General features: G+C 52.9%; 16 protein-coding genes and 7 pseudogenes. 9 read left to right on the top strand and 14 right to left on the bottom strand.

Annotated features, from left to right (window positions below):
* Positions 1 to 196: 196 nt before the first annotated feature.
* Complete coding sequence (locus JFY74_13685; protein QQG27159.1) at positions 197 to 1420, bottom strand: HAMP domain-containing histidine kinase; 1224 nt, start codon at positions 1418 to 1420, stop codon at positions 197 to 199.
* A gap of 5 nt (positions 1421 to 1425) precedes the next feature.
* Positions 1426 to 2115, bottom strand: coding sequence for a response regulator transcription factor (locus JFY74_13680; GenBank protein ID QQG27158.1), 690 nt, complete (start codon positions 2113 to 2115; stop codon positions 1426 to 1428).
* A 181-nt stretch (positions 2116 to 2296) separates the two neighbouring features.
* On the opposite strand from JFY74_13680, the gene JFY74_13675 reads away from it, so the two are divergent.
* From JFY74_13675 to JFY74_13665, 3 genes are read left to right on the top strand one after another with little or no spacing between them, the layout of a single operon-like run.
* Positions 2297 to 3112 (top strand): MipA/OmpV family protein, encoded by an 816-nt coding sequence (locus JFY74_13675; GenBank protein QQG27157.1) that lies wholly within the window; start codon positions 2297 to 2299, stop codon positions 3110 to 3112.
* 22 nt (positions 3113 to 3134) lie between these two features.
* A complete protein-coding gene (locus JFY74_13670; protein QQG27156.1) occupies positions 3135 to 4217 on the top strand; it encodes an efflux RND transporter periplasmic adaptor subunit in 1083 nt (360 codons plus the stop codon).
* On the top strand, positions 4217 to 7294 hold the full coding sequence (locus JFY74_13665; GenBank protein ID QQG27155.1) for an efflux RND transporter permease subunit: 3078 nt from the start codon (positions 4217 to 4219) through the stop codon (positions 7292 to 7294). The genes JFY74_13670 and JFY74_13665 overlap by 1 nt, the downstream gene beginning before the upstream one ends.
* A gap of 57 nt (positions 7295 to 7351) precedes the next feature.
* Here the strand turns inward: JFY74_13665 and JFY74_13660 are convergent, their stop codons facing one another.
* The 3 genes from JFY74_13660 to JFY74_13650 form a co-directional block, all read right to left on the bottom strand.
* On the bottom strand, positions 7352 to 8533 hold the full coding sequence (locus JFY74_13660; protein ID QQG27154.1) for a mandelate racemase/muconate lactonizing enzyme family protein: 1182 nt from the start codon (positions 8531 to 8533) through the stop codon (positions 7352 to 7354).
* 41 nt (positions 8534 to 8574) lie between these two features.
* On the bottom strand, positions 8575 to 9309 hold the full coding sequence (locus tag JFY74_13655) for an alpha/beta fold hydrolase (protein QQG27153.1): 735 nt from the start codon (positions 9307 to 9309) through the stop codon (positions 8575 to 8577).
* A gap of 234 nt (positions 9310 to 9543) precedes the next feature.
* On the bottom strand, positions 9544 to 11043 hold the full coding sequence (locus JFY74_13650) for a SulP family inorganic anion transporter (GenBank protein ID QQG27152.1): 1500 nt from the start codon (positions 11041 to 11043) through the stop codon (positions 9544 to 9546).
* A 159-nt stretch (positions 11044 to 11202) separates the two neighbouring features.
* Between JFY74_13650 and JFY74_13645 the strand changes: the two are divergent.
* A pseudogene (locus JFY74_13645) lies at positions 11203 to 11328 on the top strand (IS3 family transposase).
* 14 nt (positions 11329 to 11342) lie between these two features.
* On the opposite strand, the pseudogene JFY74_13640 reads toward JFY74_13645, so the two are convergent.
* The 3 pseudogenes from JFY74_13640 to JFY74_13630 form a co-directional block, all read right to left on the bottom strand.
* Positions 11343 to 11531 (bottom strand): annotated as a pseudogene (locus JFY74_13640) (DUF4440 domain-containing protein).
* 1 nt (position 11532) lies between these two features.
* Positions 11533 to 12552, bottom strand: a pseudogene (locus JFY74_13635) (cytosine permease).
* A 25-nt stretch (positions 12553 to 12577) separates the two neighbouring features.
* Positions 12578 to 13217: pseudogene (locus JFY74_13630) on the bottom strand (PAS domain-containing protein).
* A 204-nt stretch (positions 13218 to 13421) separates the two neighbouring features.
* Here JFY74_13630 and JFY74_13625 point away from each other — a divergent pair.
* Positions 13422 to 13673, top strand: a complete 252-nt coding sequence (locus JFY74_13625; protein QQG27151.1) for a helix-turn-helix domain-containing protein — start codon at positions 13422 to 13424, stop codon at positions 13671 to 13673.
* A 1037-nt stretch (positions 13674 to 14710) separates the two neighbouring features.
* Here the strand turns inward: JFY74_13625 and JFY74_13620 are convergent.
* The 4 genes and pseudogenes from JFY74_13620 to JFY74_13605 all read right to left on the bottom strand — a co-directional run bounded on the left by JFY74_13620 (position 14711) and on the right by JFY74_13605 (position 16496).
* Positions 14711 to 15016 (bottom strand): hypothetical protein, encoded by a 306-nt coding sequence (locus JFY74_13620; GenBank protein ID QQG27150.1) that lies wholly within the window; start codon positions 15014 to 15016, stop codon positions 14711 to 14713.
* On the bottom strand, positions 15004 to 15267 hold the full coding sequence (locus JFY74_13615) for a ribbon-helix-helix protein, CopG family (protein ID QQG27149.1): 264 nt from the start codon (positions 15265 to 15267) through the stop codon (positions 15004 to 15006). Before JFY74_13615 ends, JFY74_13620 begins: the two co-directional genes overlap by 13 nt.
* A gap of 341 nt (positions 15268 to 15608) precedes the next feature.
* Positions 15609 to 15689 (bottom strand): annotated as a pseudogene (locus JFY74_13610) (AlpA family phage regulatory protein).
* Between the two features lie 55 nt (positions 15690 to 15744).
* Positions 15745 to 16496 (bottom strand): annotated as a pseudogene (locus tag JFY74_13605) (IS3 family transposase).
* A gap of 714 nt (positions 16497 to 17210) precedes the next feature.
* Between JFY74_13605 and JFY74_13600 the strand changes: the two are divergent.
* A complete protein-coding gene (locus JFY74_13600; protein QQG27148.1) occupies positions 17211 to 18206 on the top strand; it encodes an MBL fold metallo-hydrolase in 996 nt (331 codons plus the stop codon).
* A gap of 418 nt (positions 18207 to 18624) precedes the next feature.
* On the opposite strand, the pseudogene JFY74_13595 reads toward JFY74_13600, so the two are convergent.
* A pseudogene (locus tag JFY74_13595) lies at positions 18625 to 18978 on the bottom strand (tyrosine-type recombinase/integrase).
* Between JFY74_13595 and JFY74_13590 the strand changes: the two are divergent.
* Positions 18871 to 19134, top strand: coding sequence for a hypothetical protein (locus tag JFY74_13590; protein ID QQG30604.1), 264 nt, complete (start codon positions 18871 to 18873; stop codon positions 19132 to 19134). The pseudogene JFY74_13595 and the gene JFY74_13590 sit on opposite strands and share 108 nt — an antisense overlap.
* Before the next feature lie 228 nt (positions 19135 to 19362).
* Here JFY74_13590 and JFY74_13585 read toward each other — a convergent pair whose 3' ends face one another.
* A complete protein-coding gene (locus JFY74_13585) occupies positions 19363 to 20262 on the bottom strand; it encodes a LysR family transcriptional regulator (protein ID QQG27147.1) in 900 nt (299 codons plus the stop codon).
* Between the two features lie 107 nt (positions 20263 to 20369).
* Between JFY74_13585 and JFY74_13580 the strand changes: the two genes are divergently transcribed.
* Both JFY74_13580 and JFY74_13575 read left to right on the top strand, forming a co-directional pair.
* A complete protein-coding gene (locus JFY74_13580; GenBank protein QQG27146.1) occupies positions 20370 to 20954 on the top strand; it encodes an NAD(P)H-dependent oxidoreductase in 585 nt (194 codons plus the stop codon).
* Complete coding sequence (locus JFY74_13575; protein ID QQG27145.1) at positions 20951 to 21790, top strand: pirin family protein; 840 nt, start codon at positions 20951 to 20953, stop codon at positions 21788 to 21790. Before JFY74_13580 ends, JFY74_13575 begins: the two co-directional genes overlap by 4 nt.
* The last annotated feature ends 40 nt before the right edge of the window (positions 21791 to 21830 follow it).

The raw sequence follows: 21830 nt of genomic DNA, 5'->3' as shown, positions 1-21830 counted from the left end.
TCATTGAGAGGACAATCACGTTGGCATGCGGTCAGCCCCCGCTGTAGCGCGTGGCGTCTGAGGTTGTTCTGTTTGTCTCGCCATGTAGCCGATGAGTATTGCCACGATCTACCATGTTTTTTCCCTGCGGCAGGGCATAGCAATAATTTCGCTATGCTTTTTAGTTATTGGCAATTGCCGACGGTACGCCGCTCTGTCATGCCGTACGCGGCAGGGTCATGATGATAACCAATCCACCGTTCGCCCCTCGTTCTGCATGACTTTTTGCATGGGATTCAGCCTTAATCGTGCCGCCATGTGCGGTGATAATGGCCGACGCGATGGAAAGCCCCAGCCCGCTACCGCCGGAGTGCCTTCCGCGTGAATGCTCGGCGCGCCAGAAGCGGTCGAAAAGCAGGGGCAATGATTCTGGCTCAATGCCCGGCCCGCGATCGGCAACGGTAATCTGCCAGCACGGTGCGCTTTCTCGTACCGCTATTTCGCGCACCTCAATCGCCAAATAGCGGCCGTCGCTGGCGTAGCTTAAGGCATTCTCGATCAGGATAGAGAACACCTGTCCCAATCTCTCGCGGTCGGCAATACAAAAGTCACTCTGTTCGATATCAACATGTATCTGAAACCCAGCTTGCTCTAACTGAGGCCGATACCACGTCAGCCGTTCCGTGATCAGTTCGTCGAAGTAGAAAGGCGTGTGCACCAGTGGCAGTTGTCCGGCTCTGGCCAGTGACAGGACGTGTAGATCCTGAATCACGTGATTGAGCTGTTCGAGCTGTTTAATGACCATTGCCAACTGTGATTTATCCTGCGGGAAGACGTCATCCATCATGCCCTGAACGCGGCCCATCGCCGCATTTAACGGTGTACGCAGTTCATGGGCTAACGCCGCGCTGGATTCGCGCAGTTCTCGCTCGTAGCGCTCCAACTGTGCGGTCATGTTGTTAAAGTCGTCCGCCAGCGTAATTAACTCCATCGGTGCCTGCTCAACGCGCTGTGTGCGGGTATCGAATTTCCCCTGTGCGACGTCGCGCGCGGCGTTGGCGATATTGGAAAATTGCTGTGATAGCGGGCGCGCTCGCCATAGCACCACAACCACCATGGTGGGTAAAGCGATAAGCACCATAATCGCGAGCACCAGCCAGTCGCTGCTGGCAATATTAGGGGCGAAGGCTTCTGGGCCATAGAACTGATTGATAATCTCTTGGTAGCGAGGGTTACCGTAATCTTTTTGTGCAGTGAATTGCTGAAATTCAGTACGTACTGCGTCCGGCATGTGTTGTTCAATATAGATGCTGTAGATGGCAAAGCGCAGCCACATTAGACCCGCGATGGTGATCACGGCGGCGAGCAGCAGAGAAATGATGCGAAAGCACAGCCAGCGCCACAGCGACATGTTTTCTGACAGAAAGAGCGACTTTTTCATCATACTCACCGGAATCGATAGCCGACGGAGCGGACGGTGACGAGCACATTGACGATGTTGTACTGATTGAGTTTTTTTCTCAGGTTGTGGACGTGGGTATCCACCACGCGTTCCAGCGCGTCGCTTTCTGGCAGACAGGCTTCGAGTAATTCTCCCCGAGTGAAGGCGCGGTTCGGCGTTTTGAGCAGCGTCACCAGAATATTGAACTCGGTTGGCGTCAGGTCGAGAAAGACGGAGTCTGATGGCGATACCGCAATGCTGGCCGTCACGGAGGTCGGATCAACCGAGAGATTTTCGAATGTCAGGATAGCGTCTTCCCGGATGGCGTAACCGGTTCGTCGCAACACGGCCTGCACCCGTGCGATCACCTCCTGCGGATTATAGGGTTTGACGACATAATCATCCGCACCGTAACGCAGTGCGCCAATTCTTTCCGGGTCGTCACCGATGGCTGAAACCATAATCACTGGGATATTGCTGCGCTGCCGCAGGGCGGACAGCACCTCGGAACCGTTCATCTTCGGCAACATCACATCCAGCAGAATCAAGTCGGGTTTACTGGTCAGCGCCATGTGCAGGCCCCGTTGTCCATCAGACGCAATAGACACCTGATAGCCATCGCGCCGGAGATAGGCTTCTAGCACGCTGGCTGCATCCATGTCGTCTTCAATAATCAATACCCGTTTTTCCGCCATCGCGAACCTCTTGATGAAATCTTAAAAAACCACACAGCGTTTCTTGACTATGCATCAGCATAATCCGCCACGGTGCTGAAAAGCCAATAACTGTTGTACTAAAAAGTGTACTGAAAAATGTGTGCTGACAATTCGGGAAAAGATGGCGGATGCACGATTACTGCATAAAAAGAGGTGCTGTGTGAACATAACAAAAATGATTTTATCCACCTGTCTGTCTACCGTCGCGCTGTCCAGCGCGGCATTTGCTGAGGCGGCGGAAGATGTACCTGCGTCATTTTGGGGCGACCATACGGACGTTACCGTGGGGGCTGTTGGACAGAATGCACCACGTTACTCGGGGAGCAAAGACCGTCAGGCCCGTTTGATGCCTACCCTGACCGTGCAGCGTGGCGCACTTTATGCGGATTCTTCGCACGGCATCGGCTGGCAATACCAGTCTCCTTCCGGTTTTTATTTCGATAACGCGGTGGGATATGACAGGGGAAGGGATGACAAAAAAAGTAGTTGGCGTGCGGGTTCGAACCACCTGAAAGGCATGGGGAAAATTAAAGGATCGGTAACAACCACCGTCACGGCGGGGTATCAGTTTGCACCCTGGCTGGCGCTGGAGGCGAGTGGCGAATTTGCACTGAGTGAGCGCGCGCGCGGTAATCAGTATCGCGTCGGGGCAAAGAGTACCGTGTGGCAATCAGCAGAAAAGGATGACGTGCTGGCACTGTCGGCGGACATGCTGATAGGGGATGCACGCTTTAACCAAACCTATTACGGCGTGACGCAGCAGCAGAGCGCTCGCTCTGGGTTGGCTGCTTATCATGCGGGAAAAGGCGTCTATGGCTATGCGCTGGGGGCAAACTGGACGCATCAATTTAGTCCCGCGTGGTCAACTAACGTGGCGGTGACGTCAACCTGGCTCACCGACAAGGTAGCGGATAGTCAGGTTGTGGAACGACGCAATGATACGGGCGCCACGTTGGCCGTTCTGTATTCGTTCTGATGCCATTTACTGAGAGGTTGTAATGATGGTTAGCCGTTTTGCCTTCTGTCTGCTGTCAGCCGTGTTCCTGAGCGGCTGCGACGGTGCTGATGATGCGCCCGTGCCTCCGCCTGTCAGGCCGGTGAAAACGCAGCTCGTCATGCCGGCGATGAATCGTGAACCTGTGTCGTTGACGGGAGAGATTCGTCCGCACGAAGAAACGGTACTGGGTTTCCGTCTGGATGGACGCGTGCTTAATCGTCTGGTGGATGTCGGTGCATCCGTGAAGCGCGGCGATGTGATTGCGACGCTCGACGCGCGCGACAGCGAAAACCAGTTGCGCAGCGCACAGGCGGATTTAGCCAGCGCAGCCTCGGCAGAACGGTTGGCGAAAAGCAATTTCTCCCGTATGAAGGTGCTGGCACCGGGTGGGGCAATTGCGCGGGTACAGCTTGATGAAGCACAGGCAAACTGGGATGCCGCTGTTTCCCGACGTGAAAGTGCACAGGCTATCGTCAAAGGTGCGCAGGAGCGCCTCAGCTACACGCAACTTACGGCAGCACAGGATGGCGTGATCACGACGGTTAGCGTGAACCCCGGTCAGGTGGTGAGCGCCGGGCAGGAGGTGGTCCGGCTGGCTTCGCTTGACGGGCGCGATGCGGTGTTTGATGTGCCGGAGCGTCTGGTCAATCCGTCGCTGCCTTCGCGCGTTATCCGCGTTTCACTGCTGTCTGAACCGAGCGTTCAGGCAGAGGGGCGCGTACGCGATATCAGTCCGCAGGCCGATCCCGTTACGCGAACCTTCAGGGTGAGAGTCACCTTAACCTCGCCACCGGCGGCGATGGTCTTGGGTGCCAGCGTGAACGGTGCGATACAGCAGTCCGACACGGCTGTCATTGAACTTCCCGCGTCTGCGCTCACGCGTCAGGGGGACAAACCTGCGGTTTATGTCGTGAACGTGGAAACTCAGACCGTGCGTTTGCAGCCGGTGACCATCGCGCGCTACAGCGACACGGCGATTTTCGTCGCCGAGGGGCTGAAACAAGGCGACCGCGTGGTGACCGCAGGCGTCAGTAAGCTGCGACCGGATGAAAAAATTCGGCTGGATGAAGAGGGGCGTCGCTAATGGCACAAGAACCGCAATCGGCCGCACGCTTTAATCTGTCCGCCTGGGCGCTGGCGCACCAGCAGTTTGTCGCGTTTATGATGCTGGTGATTATGGCGGCAGGCGTGATGAGCTATCAACGCTTGCCCCGTAACGAAGATCCGGCATTTACCATCAAATCTGCCGTGGTGTCTGCGGCCTGGCCGGGAGCCACGGTGAACGATACCGTGAATTTCGTCACCGATAAGCTGGAGAAAAAATTACAGGAAACGCCGTATCTCGATTATGTCGAGAGCTATACCCGCGCCGGGGAATCGGTGGTTTTCGTTAACCTGCGTGATGATACGCCGCCTTCCGCCGTGCCGAATATCTGGTATACGGTGCGTAAGAAAATGACCGATATCGCCAGTTCGTTGCCTGATGGTGTCAGCCCACCGGCCGTGAATGACGAGTTTGATGATACGTTTGGCACCATCTACGGCTTCACCGCCGACGGTTTTTCACCACGGGAACTGCGCGACAAGGTTGACGATATTCGCTCTGCGTTACTGAGCGTGCCGGATGTTGGTAAGGTCGACATGCTCGGCGTGGAGGAAGAGCAGATTGTGGTGACGTTCTCCTCCCGACGGCTGGCTGGGCTGGGGTTAGATCCGCAACAGGTGATTGATTCACTCAAGGCGCAGAATGCGGTCACGCCCGCCGGCATTATTCGCACCGATGATGAGAAGGTCGCCGTGCGCGTCAGCGGGGCGTTTACCTCCGAGCAGAGCCTGCGCCAGATTACGTTACGCATCGGTGGGAAATTTGTTCCGCTGACCGATATCGCCACCATTAGCCGTGAAACGGCGGAGCCGCCGTCGCCGACGTTTCGGGTGAATGGTGAGAAAGCGATTGGGCTGGCAATCTCTATGGCACCCACCGGCAACATGCTCAATTTCGGTCAGGCCATTCGCGATAAAATGAACGTGATTGCGACGCAGTTGCCGCATGGGATTGACATGACGCGCGTGGCCGATCAATCGGAAGTGGTGAAAGGGGCGGTCGGCGGCTTTATCAAAGTGCTGCTGGAAGCCGTTGCCATCGTGTTGGCGGTCTCGTTCGTCTCTCTTGGCAGCCGCGCCGGATTGGTCGTTGCCGCGTCCATCCCGATTGTGCTGGCGATGACCTTTATTGGTATGGAGATAACCGGTATTGGTTTACAGCGTATCTCACTCGGGGCGCTGATTATTTCGCTGGGGCTGCTGGTGGATGACGCCATGATTACGGTGGAAGCGATGGTGTCGCGGCTGGAAGAGGGCTGGGATCGCAAACGGGCGGCTGCCTGGGCGTATGAAAGCACAGCCTTCCCCATGCTGACAGGGACGCTGGTGATGATTGCCGGGTTTATTCCCGTCGGGTTTGCCTCATCAAGCGCGGGCGAATACTGCTTTTCACTCTTTGTCGTGGTGCTGATCGCCTTGCTCAGTTCTTGGATCGTGGCGATTCTCTTTTCCCCGTTGCTCGGCGTCTGGCTGTTGCCAAAAACGTTTCGTCACCAGCATAACGAACCGGGACGAGTGGGCCGTTTTTATCGCCAGTGGCTGCAACGGGCGTTGGCAAAGCGGGGAATGACGTTACTCATCGCGGTGCTCTTGCTGGTTGTTGCCCTGTTTGGTGCCACCCGACTGGAGGGCGAGTTTTTTCCCGCGTCGGATAGGCCGGAACTGCTGGTCAGCCTGACGCTGCCCGCGAATGCCTCACAGACGGCGACGGAAGCGCAGGCAAAACGGCTGGAAGCCATTCTGAAAGATGACCCAGACGTTGACCATTTCTCTACCTATGTTGGGTCGGGGGCGGTGCGCTTTTATCTCCCGATGGATGTGTTGCTGAGTCACGAAAATATCGCGCAACTAGTGGTGGTGGCAAAAAATCTGGAGGCGCGGGATGCGCTGGCGGCAAAACTGAATCAGGTACTTGAGCGCGATTTCAGCAACATTGTGGCGCGCGTGTCCGCATTGGAATTGGGGCCGCCGGTCGGCTGGCCGCTTAAATATCGGGTTGCGGGGCCGGATATTCATCGCGTCCGAGATATTGCCCAAGGGCTTGCCAGTCTGGTGGGCAATCAGGCCGATGTGCGCGAGGTCAACCTGACGGCGGGAGAGCCGGAACGTTCGGTGAACGTGGTGCTGAATCAGACTGAAGCCCGCGCGGTCGGTATCAGCTCACAGGATGTGGCTAGCATGCTGGCGGCGATATTCTCCGGTTCAACGCTGACCTCGGTACGTGATGACAATCGGCTGGTGGATGTGGTCGTTCGCGGTACGCCGCAGGAGCGTCGGGACGTTGCGACGATCGCGAATTTGCAAATCCCGATTGCAGATGGGCGTTCCGTACCGCTAGGGCAGATTGCTACCGTGGCGTACGGCGTCGACGATCCCATTATCTGGCGACGTCAGCGTGAACCGTTCATTACGGTGCAAATGGATGTCGCACCGGGCGTGCGGGCACCTGCTCTGTCTGAAAAACTGGCACCTGAAATTGAACGCTATCGCGCCGCGTTGCCTGCGGGGTATCACATCACGGAAGGCGGCGTGGCGGCGGAGTCTGATAAAGGTAATGGCTCAGTATATGCGGTGTTGCCAGTAACGCTGTTGGTCATGCTGGTGCTATTGATGATTCAGCTCCAGCGTATTTCCCGCATGGTACTGGCCTTCCTGACTGCGCCGTTCGGCCTGATCGGTATTGTCGCCGCCATGCTGCCGACCGGCACGCCGATGGGGTTTGTGGCGCTGCTGGGGGCGATTGCACTGGCGGGAATGATTATTCGTAATGCCGTTATTCTGATTGGCGAGGTCGATCTGAATGTGAAAAACGGACAGCCTGCGACAGAGGCGATTGTGAATGCCGCCCACCATCGTTCACGCCCGATAGTATTAACCGCGCTGGCGGCGATCCTCGGCATGATCCCGATTGCGCATCAGGTGTTTTGGGGGCCGATGGCGTACGCAATTATCGGCGGATTGATGGTGGCGACGCTGCTGACGCTGCTGGCACTGCCTGCCGCGCTGAGCCTGTTGATGCAGTGGGAAGGGCGGAAAGCGGTTAATCCTACGCAGTAGGTGAAACGCGAAAGGTCGTGGCGCGATGCGTGGTCGCCACGACCTTTCGATATGCCGCTATTGATCGACGACGGAACCGTCAACGTGCAGTCGGGTTTTCAGGCCGCGACGGCGATAGGGGAAGCGGTTCTCCAGATCGTCCGCCAGTTCGATACCGATGCCGGACTGCGTCGGTATTTCCATAAAGCCATCCACGCATTTGAAGGTGTTCTTCACCACGTCTTTTTTCCGCACGCCGTTCTCGACGCCCGTCGCACCAAATTTTTCCGACAGCGCCGGTTGGTCATCTCCCGGATACTCCAGCAGGGCAAAATTTGGGATGCTGACGGCGATCTGCAAACAGGCAGCGGTAGACACCGGGCTAAGCGGGTTATGCGGCACCACCATCAGATCATTGGCTTCTGCCAATGCGGCCACTTTCTTCGCACCGGTAATCCCGCCGCACATGCAGACGTCAGGACGCACATAGGCGACCGCGTTGCGGCGAATCAGCATCGCGAACTCCTGCGGGTTATTCAGGCGTTCACCGGTGGCGATAGGAATATTGATTTTGTCGGCCACTTCCGCCATCGAATCGAAGTTATCCGCGCCGATAGGGTCTTCAATAAAATAGGGGTAAAACGGCTCAATGCCGCGGGCGAACACCACGGCATCGGCGGGCTTCAGGCGGCGATGGACTTCAATACACAGGTCGACATCGTTCCCGACCGCTTCCCGATACAGGCCGATACGCTCGATGGCTTCACCGATTTCTTTGGCGTGGGTGGTGAAATAAGGCGTATCACGCGACTCATCCAGAAACGGTGTGAGATGACCAATCGCGGTAAAACCATCGGCTTTGGCTTTTTTCAGATTGGCGATGGTCTCTTCCGTGGTTCGTCCTCCCGCGTGGGCATAAACGCGCGCCTTGTCGCGGCAGCGGCCGCCTAGCAGGTTATAAACCGGCGTGTCGTAATACTTGCCCGCGATATCCCACAGGGCAATATCAATCGCGCTGATGGCACCCATGATGGCGGCACCACGGAAATGCCAGCAGCGATACATATACTGCCAGTGATGTTCGATGCGCAGCGGGTCTTGCCCAATCAGATACGTACGCAATGCCTCAACGGCACCTTTGGAGGCATCGAGAAAGCCCCAGGCACCGGATTCGCCAATGCCCGTCAGTCCCTCGTCAGTGGTGACCTCAACAAACATATAGCGGTTCGCGAGAATCACGCGCACGTCGGTAATTTTCATCAATCCTTTCCTTAAGTTAGCCTGCTTAGCATTGAGTCTAATCACAGAGGCGTGCGGGTTGTCAACGTTGACGTCAGCAGTGTGGTGAGCGTATCCGGTGCGTCGATCATCGCATCGTGATCGCTGTCGATCGTCAGAAATCGCCAGGTCGGATCGGTCTGAGCGCGTTGTACTGAGGTGGTGAGATAGTTGCCCGCCGCGCGCGTGCAGCGGATGTAGGTCTTCTTCAGCGTCGCTGGCGCAGGTGGTAAGGCTATTGGTTCAAAATAGGTGTTTACTGGCTGCGGTGTCAGGCGGGAATCGACCCACTCGCGATCGGCTTCGTTCACGCCAAACAGCAGTGACGGAAGCGGGGGAATGTGCCATGTGGGGTCGCGCGCCGCCTGTGTCTGGTAGGCAGCGATGAGATCGGGCGCGTGATCCAGCAGCTTTTCGCCCGATGTGGGTAAAAACGCATCCAGCAGAATCAGGTGGCTGACGGTGTCAGGCAATTGATACGCGGCGGCCGTAGCGGGAAAGCCGCCGTAGCTGTGGCCGACCAACGTCACATCGCGCCAGCCCTGTTGGCGGATCGTGTCGGTAATATCGTGAATGTGGGTGGACAGGTTAATACCGCGCGATAGCTCGTCACGGCGTTCTGCCAGCCCGGTGAGCGTCAATGCCGAAGAGGCAAAGCCTGCGGCGGTAAGCCGCTCGGTCACTCGCGACCAGCACCAGCCGCCGTGCCAGGCACCGTGTATCAACACGAAGGTGGTGGGCGATGCGTCAGCAGACATCGCGACTCTCTGGCGCGCTATCTGTTACAAGGTCGTTTTCTTGCAAAATCAGCGTTGTGGTCATGCTTTCCTCCTTTCAATGAGGAGATAAGATAAAGCATCTACCCGTCACGCTTTAGTTTGATTCCTGGTATTCATATCTACAGAAGATATATACGCCGGTTATTTTTGGTCATCAGCTGCCGCCTTGACCCCGCATAAACGCATGGGACAAGGCGGGTTCGAGCGGTTAGGTTAGAGATGTCCTGACAGGCGCTGGTGGATTTTGGTGCTGTTGGTATCTAGCCCGATGATAGTGACCTTCGCATCGTAGCGGTGATAGCGGGTTTCGATCGCGTCAAGCGCTGCCACGCTGGAGGCATCCCAGATTTGGGCGTGCGTCAGATCGATGGTGACGTCTTGCGGGTCTTGTGCATAAAGAAAGTGCTCGAAGAGATCGTTGCTGCTGCCGAAGAAGAGCGGCCCGCGTACCGTGTAGTGCACCGACTGTCCGTCTTCGCTCACCTGACGCTCCGCGTGAATGACGTGCGCCACGCGGCGCGCAAACAGCAGGATGGCAAAGATCACGCCGCCCGCCACGCCGATAGCGAGGTTTCCCGTAGAGACGGTCGCGACAACCGTCACGATGACCACCAGCGTTTCCGATAGCGGCATACGCTTCAGCGTGGTTGGGTGCAGGCTATGCCAGTTCATGGTTTTTAGTGCGACGATCATCATAATGCCCGCCAGCACCACCATCGGAATCTTCGCCATGATTTCGCTCAGCCCGGTCACCAGCAGCAACAGCACCAGCGCGGCAGCGAGGGTGGAAATGCGTGTTCGCGCTTTGCCCAACTCCACGTTGACCACGGTCTGCCCGATCATTGCGCATCCGGCAATCCCACCATAGAACCCGGCGAAAATATTGGAAACGCCGAGTCCCCAGCATTCGCGGCGCTTGCTGGACGGGGTATCCGTGATGTCGTCAACCAGTTTGGCGGTTAACAGCGATTCCATCAGCCCAACAAAGGCGATACTCAGCGCGGTTGGCCAGATGATGTGCAGCGTTTCAAAATTGAACGGCACCAGCCACTGGGTGAAACTCGGCAATCCGGGTTGCATAGGGCCTGCATCGCCGACGTTAGGCACCGTGATGCCGGTAAACATGGCAATCGCGGTCACCGTCACAATGGCAACCAGCGGTGCGGGAATGCTTTTCACCACATAGGGCAGCAGCAAAACGATCGCCACCGTTAGCGCAAACAGCAGCCAGACGAGCGAGGATTGCCCATAAACATGTGGCACCTGCGCGGCAAAAATCAGGATGCCCAGCGCGTTCACGAAACCGATCATCACCGAGCGGGGGATATAGCGCATCATCCTCGCTAACCCTGCTAGCCCAAACAGAATCTGGATGATCCCCGCCATGATTACCGCAGGCAGAATATAGGCTACGCCGTGTACGTGTACCATCGGGCCGATCACCAGCGCCACAGCGCCCGCTGCGGCGGTTACCATCGCCGGTCTGCCGCCGAGAAAAGACATGGTAAAACACAACACGATGGAGGCGAACAGGCTGACTTTGGGATCAACCCCCGCGATGATGGAAAAGGAAATCACTTCTGGGATAAGCGCCAGTGCGGTGATGGTGCCCGCCAAAACTTCGCGCATCAGCAGCGAGGGCGAGCGTAATACAGCAAGCGCTGACGTCGCAGATGGCACTGGCGTCGGCGTTGCGTCGGGTGATGAGATCATAAGTGCAGGCTCTGATTTTTTCTTATTTATCGGTCGATGACGAAAGGCGGGAGAGGATAAATTATTGGCAGGATAAAAGATACTTTCCGTCATCTGAGCTTATCTGGTAATGGTGGATACGAGATGGAGTGCTTAAATTCATTAACGGAGGAGATTCGCATGGAAAAACCAGCATCAGCTAGCAAGAAGCCGCGCAAACATCACACGCCTGAATTTAGATAGGAAGCCCTGGAATTTACCGAGCGTATCGGTGTGGTCGCCGCTGTCTGCGTGCTCAGCCTTTATACAGATTATGTCAGTCAATCTAAAAGTTCTGTCCCGTAAGAGTTGTCAATGGTACATAGCCATTTACCATCAGATTCTTGTCGGAAAACATAGGTAGCGCGGCGCGTTATTTGAGATATGGTTCCATCAGCGGCAGGTATATCAAGTACAGTTTCCATGATGACTAATGCATTTCCTGCACCCTCAATGACTTTCATCTCCCCTCAGCACACCAAGCAGCGTCAGAAAATCAACAAATCGGTCCAGAATACCGATGACGGAAAGAAACGTGCCGATAAAGCCAACCACCAGCGTTATTGACATGTAGCTGAGTTTTCTTCCTGTACTGCCTTCAACCGCATTGGCGATACCCAATGAGGAAGAGTACAGATTGATGTCATTAATGCGCAGAGTAGAGAAGACAACGGCGATTAGCCCGATACCGCCTGCGGCCTGTGACATGATATTCACGATATCGGCAGTGTTGAGTGCACGGGCGATCAGAATAGCCAGACCATTGACAAGGAATTCACCAACAACAATCGTCAGCATCGTTATCTAAAATACATTGCGTCCACTACGCACATACCGTGTTAAGTCCGGTGTGATGATACTGGCAACAATGCAGCCCCCCACAACCATGGTCGCCCCTGCACTGACTGAAATGGATTCACTGGCTGGTAATGAATTGAGCAACCCGGCAATGTTATGCCCGGTCAGCGTCATGACTGAGATGTATCCAATGGTCAGAATAAACAGCGGCACGGCTATTTTGGCAGTAAACTTCAACGCCCTAAAGCCAAAGGCAACGAGGATCGTCAGTGCTGCCCCTGAGAGCGCAGCCGACCAGCCAAAACCCAGTTTATCACCCATTGCAAAATTGAGTGCTTTGGCGAAAACGGCATTTTGTAACCCAAACCAGCCCAACAGACTGATGGCGATCACCACACCGATCATGACAGAACCGACACGTCCAAACCCGCACCACCTTGCCAGCAGACTACCAGACAGACCTTCTTTCATTCCGGCATAACCTAAACCTACGGTCACAATACCAAAAATTGTGCTGCCGATGAGAATAGAGAGAAATGCATCGGTCAATGTCATTGAGTTACCCAATACCGCACCGAGCATGAACTGATCCAGTGCGGTCAACATACCCAGATAAACCAGCGCAACATTCAGGAATGGCAATCTTGCCGTCACTGGTACCCGACTGACTGGGTAGTCATTAATACTTTCCATATTGTTTCGTTCCTGCTGTTGCTGATTATAAAAATAATGAACCTTTGCTGAGAAAATTTTGCGGAATATATCCCTGTAATTCATTTTGATAGCAATACTCTTCAAACTGTCTGAGATTATGCACCCCGATTTTTTGATACATTCTCTGGATCCGATTATCAATAGTTCGTTTTGACAGGTTCATTTTTGCTGAAATCACATAAGAGTAAGAATAGGGTTTCCATTTCCGTTTTCGTAAAAGGTCCTTCATAACGGCTTGTCCATTCCACGACAGGGGGACGTTGTTTGGCAGATAGGTAGACTGGGGAAATGCTGCGTAGGGGACGGGATGTCCAGAGCGTCCCTATCAGCGTTTTTTTATCAGAAAAAAGAGGGATTTTTTCACACAAATAAGGCGCTAACTCACTGCTGTCAAACCAGTTATAGGTTTCAATGACGGTAACGCGCTCTTGGCTTTGCTCGGTACGACGATCGTGCTCAACCATCTCGCCTGCAAACTCAGACCACCCAACGGGAAACTCTGCGTCATGTTTACCTTCCACACTGAAATGCGTTGGGGTGTTGGTATACGCATAGGCCGCTGCATTCATGTAGATATGCTGGGAGTCGAGATTTTTTATCCCCCAAGGCTCGCGTAAATTATCCAGCGTCGCAATTATTCCTATAGGTCGTCCTTAATTGAATAATTATGGTCATGATTGATTAATATTTTATATTAAAAATATTGTTATTATATAGAGTAGTAACAATATTTTTCTATGATTTTAAACTCGTTATTATCATCTTTCAAAAACATTTCACCGGAATTACGTTATTATTTTAATGTGATTTAATTAGCCTATTAATTAATGTAATGGAGTGATTTCTATATGGAAACGAAAAAAGATTGGCATAAAGCGGATATCATTGCGGCAGTGCACAAAAAGAATACAAACATCTCAGAAATGTCGCGCAAAGCAGGATTGAGTTCAACAACACTCGCTAATGCACTGTCACGCCCATGGCCCAAGGGTGAGTGGCTCATCGCACAGATTATCGGTGTACCTCCTGAGCAAATCTGGCCCAGCCGATACTATGAGAACGGTGTTTTTAAAGACAGGCAGAGGAAAAAACGGAAATAGAATCTATGGTGCATCACCAGTCTAAACAGATGACCCCATGTGTTGGATAACTCACGGGGCGTCATACTTATAAAAATCAGTATACGGATATGTTTACTGAGCAAGGGAAATCAGCCATCCTTAATTATTATCTCATCCTCCAATAGTCTTATGCTATCGATGTTGTTTCTGGTATATGAAAGGTACGAAATAATAGGTCAAGCCGTTCCCACAGCACGAAGATCAAAATCTATTTTCCCTTGGGTTCATCCAGTTCAACAACAGCGTAAATCAATGCCCGACAGTGATTAAAATAATTCAGAGAATTGTAATAAATTTGATTTCTATGAATTAACATGATAATTGTTTAATGCTAATTTTCTGGAAACTGAATGTCAATATTTTAAAACATTAAGAGAATGAAAAATTTCTCCATATTACTGAATGTCATGCTAAAAAAGTGAGAACAGCGAAATACGCTTTCTTACTGTGTGCTTTTTTTTTTGGGGTGGATTTACTAACTATTGTTATTTTAAAATGATTGATAATGAATCTGAGTGTCGGGTTGTTCTCAATGTTATAATAAAAGAGAATGATTCGGCGAATATTAATGAAAACCGCTTATCAATCAAATCTGAAGATTATGGTTCAAGTCAAGCTGCTTATGATTACTTAATCATGCTCAAAAATTGAAAATAGATGGGATACGCTCTAAATAATTAGAGTTTCAGGCAAGCGGTAAGATAAGAAATTCTGATGAGCTTACTCAGGTAAGTGATTCGGGTGGCTGACAAACCTGCCAGAGGCAAGTTTGAACGCTACTTGCAGCGACCCCAACGGGGCCAGGCACACGCACGTGTGCCGAGTAGCGTAGCCAACGCATATGCAACTTGAATTATGACGAGCATATATAAAAATAATTACTAACAAATAATCAAGTGTTTAAATGAAGATGGGATAGTTTATCATTCATACGTGAATATGCCTTTTATTACATGCGAAGTTTTGAACTAATCTGTACAATTTCAAACAGTCTGTAATATTTTCATGGCTGGAATTCAGTAATAATCATTTTCCTTTTGGTGCTTAAAGCCAGAGACAATATAACGTCCCTGAGTGTCAATGAAATAACAGTATTCATAGCCCGAATCACCATAAGGGATAATGACCTGATATAAAAAATCATCATCGTCTTCTTCGTCAGAGATAAAGCCAGTGCACAGCTCTTTTTCAAGATTGTCCAGACTGTCTGCGATGGTGCTCTTAACGTCATTAATGACGTAGCCTGCGGAATTATTTTCGAGGAAGGCCAGACAGCGATTGATACCCTGCCGGGCTTTTTCTGTAATGATTACTTGTGGCATTCAGGAAGATCCCCGTTTTTGCCACTACGCAGAAAATCAACGACTTCTTTGCCCGTTAAATGATCACCTGCGTTGAGGTAATTCGAGTATGAAGACTGTGCTTGCTGGCGTAAACGTTCTTTCTGCTCTTCTGTATCAACATAAGAAATGATAGCCTGCTTCATCAGGTAGTGCTTTGTTCTCTTGCGATTAGCCGCCAGACGTGCAAGCCTTTCTTCGAGTTGTACATCGAGTTTCACGGAAACCGCCATGCTGACCTCCCAGAGTCATGTTAGGTAATAAAAGGTATTACCTTTTATTACTCTGCTTTGGGTGAAAAGTCAAATAGCCTCAGATCACATGGCGACTAAAAAGCTTCTCTATTTATGCCCCCAGCAATTTGATGTGTCATCCCTTCTGCGCAAACTCAAATGCCCTGATCATATCGTTGCTGTTAGCATCCAGAAAATCATCCCACCATTGCAGCATCAGGCGACGTTATTCGCGTGTTGTTTTTGCCAGTCCTTTAACGCATTCAGTGCGTCGGTTAATACGGCGTAATTGAGTGATGGGATCATGATTCTGTTTCTCCCTTCAGCGAATTAAGCGGTTAGATAAAAAGATAAACTTGCGAGCGCTTGAGGCCGGTTTTTACTTCAACTTGTTTCAGACGTAATAACTGATGAGATGTCACGGTGTTCTCCTATGGCAGAGAAAGGTGATCCTACCCACGTAATGTGGACACAGCCCTAAGCGAGGTTCTGGTTTTCATATTGTTCCGGGCTGAGCCCGCCACATGCACTGTGGCGACGCCAGCGATTGTAATCGCACTCGATATAATTAAACACCGCCGTTCGCATTATTTCGCGGCTGGCAAAGTACTCTCCGTGGATACATTCCACTTTCAGCGAGTGGAAAAAGCTTTCCGCACAGGCATTGTCGTAACAGCATCCCTTTGCGCTCATACTGCCTCGCAGTGATAGTCTGCTGAGCAGTACTGACCGCCACGAGCAGTGTGAACAATGGCGTCTTGAGGCCGTTTTCGTCGCCACAGTGCCATCTGTAGGGCATTACATGCCAGCGCCGCCGTCATTCTCGATGACATCGACCAACCGACAACGGCACGCGACCACAGGTCAATGACCACTGCCAGATACAGCCAGCCTTCATCTGTACGTAAGTAAGTGATATCTCCCACCCATTTTTGATTCGGGCCGCTGGCGATAAAATCTTGCTTCAGCAGATTTTCAGACTGTGCTGGATTGATATTCTGCGCCAGCAGCTTGCGTATGCCATCGCGTTGCTGCCGGGCATAAGCCAGAGAAACATCGGGATAAGTCCCTAAGCCAAGGCGGGATTCTTTACCATTGATACGATATTTGAGATACCAGAGACGTGAACCACCTGGATTGATTAAAAGGTACAGGCCATGAGAATCGGAAACTTTGAAAGATTTAATGGATGATTTTAAGCTGCGGATTTTAGTGTCGTTCAGAGACATACGGTGGTCACTCCATCATCGAACTGAAATGACCCTAAATCAGACCACCAATCTTGCCCGATGCGGAGGGGGAAATGAAAATGCATCGGGAAGATATTTCACGCTAACTTATTGAATCAGCATCACATAAGGATTCGCAAAGTGGCATGAAACAAGAATTTGGCTCCTCTGACTGGGATCGCCTTTGCCAGTAACTGGCTAATAAATAGGCTAAAGACTAATTGCGTCCCTGTCAAGACCACCAGAATGACCACCAAGCTGTGATTTACGTAAATCTGCTTTGAGTGTTCATGACCTCCAGCCCTTTGACGCAGGGCGTAAGGTTCTCATGACACGCTGTAGCGTCGATCTGAGTGCACTTTTCACACAGGTTTCAATGCAGAGGCTGTTGGGCGTCACCATTAGCGGTCGGAGTGGCCCCTTCTGGAGTTGCACCAGTACAGCTGGCAGGGCCCAGTTCTCGAAATTTCTTGCTAAGTCTCTTTACTGCCTTGCCGGCGAGTCTTGGGGGCGCTAAGGAACGCCCACTATGTGGCTTTAGCGGCCCACATAGTGGGGCAGATAGGAATTGCTCAGTGCATCAATTGATTCCTGATTATCATTTTTTGACCTCACATCTAATGCTTTATTGACACAAGTTAAAAGGTACGCGTATCATTGTACCATTAAGGGATTGGATTGTAATCAACAGGATATACTGAGGTAATAAAGGCTATGGATATCAACTTCGAGAAAGTTGTACGAAGTGCAATTGCGGCAACCGCTATTTTGGTCATGTCGGCACCTGTAGTGTTGGCCGCCGAAACACCAGGCAATATTGAAGCGGCAAATGTTCAGGTGCCAGGCTACTATCGAATGGCGTTGGGAGATAAGGTAACCGTAACGGCTTTTTATGATGGTCCAGTTTATCTGAAGACTGCTGTACTTCAGGGGGGCAAGGGCATGGACTTCGACGGTCTGTTGAGGGAAATGGCCGTTCCAACGACTAAAGATGGCGTGCAAACCTCGGTGAATGCATACCTGGTTCAGCAAAAGGGACGGATGACCCTGATTGATTCCGGCGCCTCGGATTGCTTCGGTGAGACGTTGGGTAATTTGGTCAGCAATATCAAGGCATCCGGCGTCAGTCCCGATGACGTCGATGCTGTGATTGTGACCCATATGCACCCTGATCACGCCTGCGGTGCAACGAATCCCGACGGTACTGCCGTGTTCAAGAATGCGGAATTCATTGCCCCCAAAGTCGATGCGGACTACTGGCTCAGCGACACGGCCGCTAGTTCAGTGCCAAAGAGTGAGCGTAGTTTCTTCAAAGCGGCGCAGCGTACTGTCGCACCCTATAAAGCATCGGGGCGCTTCCGAACCTTTGCCAAAGGCGAGTCGCCAGTTCCTGGGATTGACAGCGTTGATGAAGCGGGTCACTCGCCAGGTATGGCTGGTTACCTGATCAATGGCGGTGATAAGAAACTGTTGGTCTGGGGCGATGTAGTGCATAGCCATGCTGTGCAATTTAAGCGCCCAGAAGTTTCTGTTGTCTTTGACCACGATCCTAAAGCTGCGATCGAAACACGCAAGCGGATATTCACCGATGCGGTGAAAGGCAATCTCTGGATTGCAGCCGCACACTTGCCGTTTCCAGGACTTGGTCGCGTAGTTGTGGATGGTTCTGCTTATCGCTGGGTGCCTGTCGAATATGGGGCAGTCCGTTAGTTATAGATGGGTTGATCGCCTGGCATCTTAATATTGGGCGATCATCTGCCTATCTTGGGGCAGTATGAAGAGTGGCCCAGGCATCGAAATTGGCGTATAAGTCCTAATTGCTAGGCTGGATTAGCGCTCATCTTCTTCAGCATTTATCGCCGGTGGCGCGTCAACTGGGCGGTAGCAATATGATTGATATGACACTATCGATACTTCGCGATCGTATAAAGTAGCAGACATTATCAATCCCCTCCCATTGCTTACATTATTTGAGGGGGAACTCTTGCGTCATTTCTCCTCATTGTTTTCTGAGTAATAGCATAATCAGCGCCCTTATCAGGGGCGCTTCATTGCAATGAATGGCGATTTTTTGCGAACTCAAAGGGGTTGATGACTTTTCTTTATTTGCATTAAGAAAACCAGCCTACCATTGCAGCATCAGCCTACGTTCGTCCAGAAACTCCACCTTATGAATGTAAACTGCACGTACGCCATTAAGTTCCTGATGGTACATCTGACGCTCTACTGCATCTCGCGACTATCATCCTGACTCAATCAGCGAACTACAGGTCATTGCCCTGAAGCCGTGACCACAGATATAGACCTTCGTCTCGTAGCCCATCGGGTGCAATGCGTTATTTCTGGTATTTTTACTCATGGGGTTCCAGGGAGTGTGGGCGCCAGTGAAAATCAGGTCATGTTCACCGCTGATAGTCGATATCTGTTTCAGAATATCCAGTGCCTGACACGAGAGTGGAACCTGCGAGTTGACTCCCTCGATAGGCTTTCTCTACAGAGAAATGGTCCACATGGCGTTTTCAACCTCGATCTCGGACCATCACGCAAAACGGGTGTTACAGGAACGGATGAAGATAACCAGGGTGAGTCTGGTTGCCAGCCGGGTGAAGGGTTACGGGTGTATGTGCGGGATGACTAAAACGCCGGGTCATTACAACCGCCGACGATGTGGTTCAGCTACTCGCTGGACAGAAAGGGATGCCACTCCATCCCGGTAATCTAGGTTTACGAGAGCTCTTCGAGCATGAACAGCGTTATAAATTCACAAGACCGGAGAAAGCGAGTCGTATGGCTTGATACGCAGATAACGCCGCGCTTTAGCGCTGGCACTGTCAACTCTCAGGCCTTGAGAAGGGTGGCGAGTCAACTAATTTTTCTTGTCTCCCAGTTTTTTCGCGACCATGTCGATGAAAGCAAAGACCGCCGGCGGAAGATGATGTCGACTGGGGTACACAAGATTCAGGCCGTGGCCCTTCCGGGAGTACTGGGGGAGTACACGTATCAACGCGCCGGATTTTATGCCGTCCATAGTCATGGTCGATGGTAACAGTGCGATGCCAAGTCCAGACAACGTCGCTTTGCGCAAAGCCTGTGCTGTGTTAGCGCTGAAGCGTCCTGCCACACGCACTTCGTTCTCGCTGCCGTCAGCCGCAGTCAATCGCCAAAGTCCCTGACCGCTGGGATGACTGAAGAACAGACAGTCGTGGTCGGCCAGATCCTGCAGAGTCTGAGGCGCACCACGTGCAGCCAGATAGTCCGGGCTGGCCACGAGGCCATCGCTCCCTGCGTTAAAAACCTTGCGCGCAAAGAAGCTTGAGTCCTCCAGGATCCCTCCGCGAACGGCCACGTCGATGCGCTCGGCGATCAAGTTGGCCCTGGAGTCGTTCAGTACGAAGTCCAGGCGCACCCGGGGATATGAGGCCATGAACTCGTTCATCCACTCCATGGGGAAAAAATCGAAGAAGTCGGCTGGCGCAGCTACCCGAACCAGGCCACTGGGCTCGTTGTTGCCCGATATCAGCTCTTGTCCGGCTTCGAACAGACCATCCACCGCATCAGCACAGCGATCGTGGAAGGCCTGGCCCGCAGCCGTGAGCGCCAGGTGGCGGGTCGTGCGTTGCATCAGGCGCGTTCCCAGCTGTTCTTCTAACTGCTGTACGCGGCGGCTTAGGGTGTTGGGTGGCACGCCCAAGCGCCGTGAGGCCTCGGCAAAGCTGCCGCAGCGCACGACATGAACGAACGTTGAGACATGGTTGAGATCGAGCATTGGTAATTGATTCAATTTATGGACGAGTTAAATCATATTAAACCATCTAGTTAATCAATGCCAAGGGGCATAAAGTAGCTTCATCGGCAATCACTGGAGTCAATGTCATGAGCGCAATCCAACCCCGTATCGGCATCATCATCGGTTCCACGCGAGAGGGCCGCTTCGGCGACAAGCCCGCTCAGTGGATTTACAACATCGCCAAGGAGCGGGCCGACCTGAGCTTTGAGCTGGTCGATCTGCGTGACCATCCGTTGCCGTATTTCGCGGAGTCGGTGTCCCCTGCCTGGGGACCGGTGAGCAACGTGGAAGCGCAACGTTGGGCGCAGAAGCTCGATACCCTCGATGGCCTAATCGTCGTGACCCCGGAGTACAACCACGGTCCGACTGCAGTGCTGAAGAACGCCTTCGATTACGCGTACAAGGAATTCGCCCGCAAGCCAATTTCCTTCGTCGGCTACGGTGGCGTGGGTGCTGCGCGCGCCGTTGAACAGCTGCGACTGGTCGCAGTCGAGTTGCAGATGGCGCCGGTGCGTAATGCCGTGCACATCGGCATGGTGGAGTTCATGGGCATTTGGCAGCAGGGCAAGCAGTTCGAGGACTTCCCGCATCTTACACAGGCAGCTGGCGGCATGCTGGATGACCTGGCCTGGTGGGCCAAGGCACTCAAGTCTGCAAGGAGCGCAGCATGAGCACCGTACTTTCAGCCCGGGTCCGTTCGGTCGTGCACCGTACCCGTGGTTCCACGCACGGTCCTGTTACGCGCCTGATGAGTCCCTTGGATCTCGGAAAACACCTGAAGCCTTTCGTGTTCCTGGACCTGGTGCACTTCCGCCCGGGTGGCGCCAACCAGAATTTCGGCATGCATCCGCATTCCGGGATCGCCACTGTGACCTTCATGGAGGAAGGTGATATTCGCTATGAGGACACGACAGGCGAATCCGGCGTACTGCCCGCCGGGGGTGTCGAGGTGATGGTAGCGGGGGGCGGGGTATGGCATACCGGCACGCCCATTGGCGAGAAGATGGGGCGCGGTTTTCAACTCTGGGTGGCACTGCCTGCCACACAGGAAAACCAGCCAGCGTACAGCCAATACCTGGCACCTTCGCAAGTGTCTGAGGTTGGACCTGTGCGCGTGCTGGTTGGCGAATACGGCGGGGTACACAGTACCGCCGAACTGCCTGCGGGTATGACCTATCTGGGGGTTCGTCTGCGCAAGGGCGAACGCTGGTCGTACACGCCGCCGCAAGGCCATACCGTGGCATGGGTGGCGTTGGCGACCGGTCGTCTGGCGACGGACGAATCACTGGAGGCTGGCGAGCTCGTGGTGTTCGAGTTGTCCAATGAGGCCATCGATTTTGTCGCGCAGGAAGACTCGAGTTTCGTGCTTGGGTCGGCCGTGCCCCATCCTTATGATCTGGTGTTAGGTCACTACTCAGTGCATACCAGCAAAGAGGCTCTGGCCCGTGGCGAAGCCGGGATCCAGCGCATAGGTCAGGAGTTGCAAAAGGCGGGACGGCTTTCCTGAAGCCCTCCTGGTTCGGCCGTCCAGTACGTCAAGCCGAGAC

The sequence above is a fragment of the Pectobacterium carotovorum genome (assembly GCA_016415585.1).
GTDB lineage: Bacteria > Pseudomonadota > Gammaproteobacteria > Enterobacterales > Enterobacteriaceae > Pectobacterium > Pectobacterium carotovorum_K.
This window is presented reverse-complemented; position numbering and strand designations above follow the sequence as displayed.

Bases quoted from the DNA above. Each gene is read 5' to 3' on its own strand.
- JFY74_13580 (QQG27146.1), top strand. From the start codon at position 20,370: ATGAGCGCAATCCAACCCCGTATCGGCATCATCATCGGTTCCACGCGA.
- JFY74_13650 (QQG27152.1), bottom strand. From the start codon at position 11,043: ATGATCTCATCACCCGACGCAACGCCGACGCCAGTGCCATCTGCGACG.
- JFY74_13585 (QQG27147.1), bottom strand. From the start codon at position 20,262: ATGCTCGATCTCAACCATGTCTCAACGTTCGTTCATGTCGTGCGCTGC.
- JFY74_13620 (QQG27150.1), bottom strand. From the start codon at position 15,016: ATGCCACAAGTAATCATTACAGAAAAAGCCCGGCAGGGTATCAATCGC.
- JFY74_13685 (QQG27159.1), bottom strand. From the start codon at position 1,420: ATGAAAAAGTCGCTCTTTCTGTCAGAAAACATGTCGCTGTGGCGCTGG.
- JFY74_13670 (QQG27156.1), top strand. From the start codon at position 3,135: ATGATGGTTAGCCGTTTTGCCTTCTGTCTGCTGTCAGCCGTGTTCCTG.
- JFY74_13655 (QQG27153.1), bottom strand. From the start codon at position 9,309: ATGTCTGCTGACGCATCGCCCACCACCTTCGTGTTGATACACGGTGCC.
- JFY74_13665 (QQG27155.1), top strand. From the start codon at position 4,217: ATGGCACAAGAACCGCAATCGGCCGCACGCTTTAATCTGTCCGCCTGG.
- JFY74_13625 (QQG27151.1), top strand. From the start codon at position 13,422: ATGGAAACGAAAAAAGATTGGCATAAAGCGGATATCATTGCGGCAGTG.
- JFY74_13575 (QQG27145.1), top strand. From the start codon at position 20,951: ATGAGCACCGTACTTTCAGCCCGGGTCCGTTCGGTCGTGCACCGTACC.
- JFY74_13615 (QQG27149.1), bottom strand. From the start codon at position 15,267: ATGGCGGTTTCCGTGAAACTCGATGTACAACTCGAAGAAAGGCTTGCA.
- JFY74_13680 (QQG27158.1), bottom strand. From the start codon at position 2,115: ATGGCGGAAAAACGGGTATTGATTATTGAAGACGACATGGATGCAGCC.
- JFY74_13660 (QQG27154.1), bottom strand. From the start codon at position 8,533: ATGAAAATTACCGACGTGCGCGTGATTCTCGCGAACCGCTATATGTTT.
- JFY74_13600 (QQG27148.1), top strand. From the start codon at position 17,211: ATGGATATCAACTTCGAGAAAGTTGTACGAAGTGCAATTGCGGCAACC.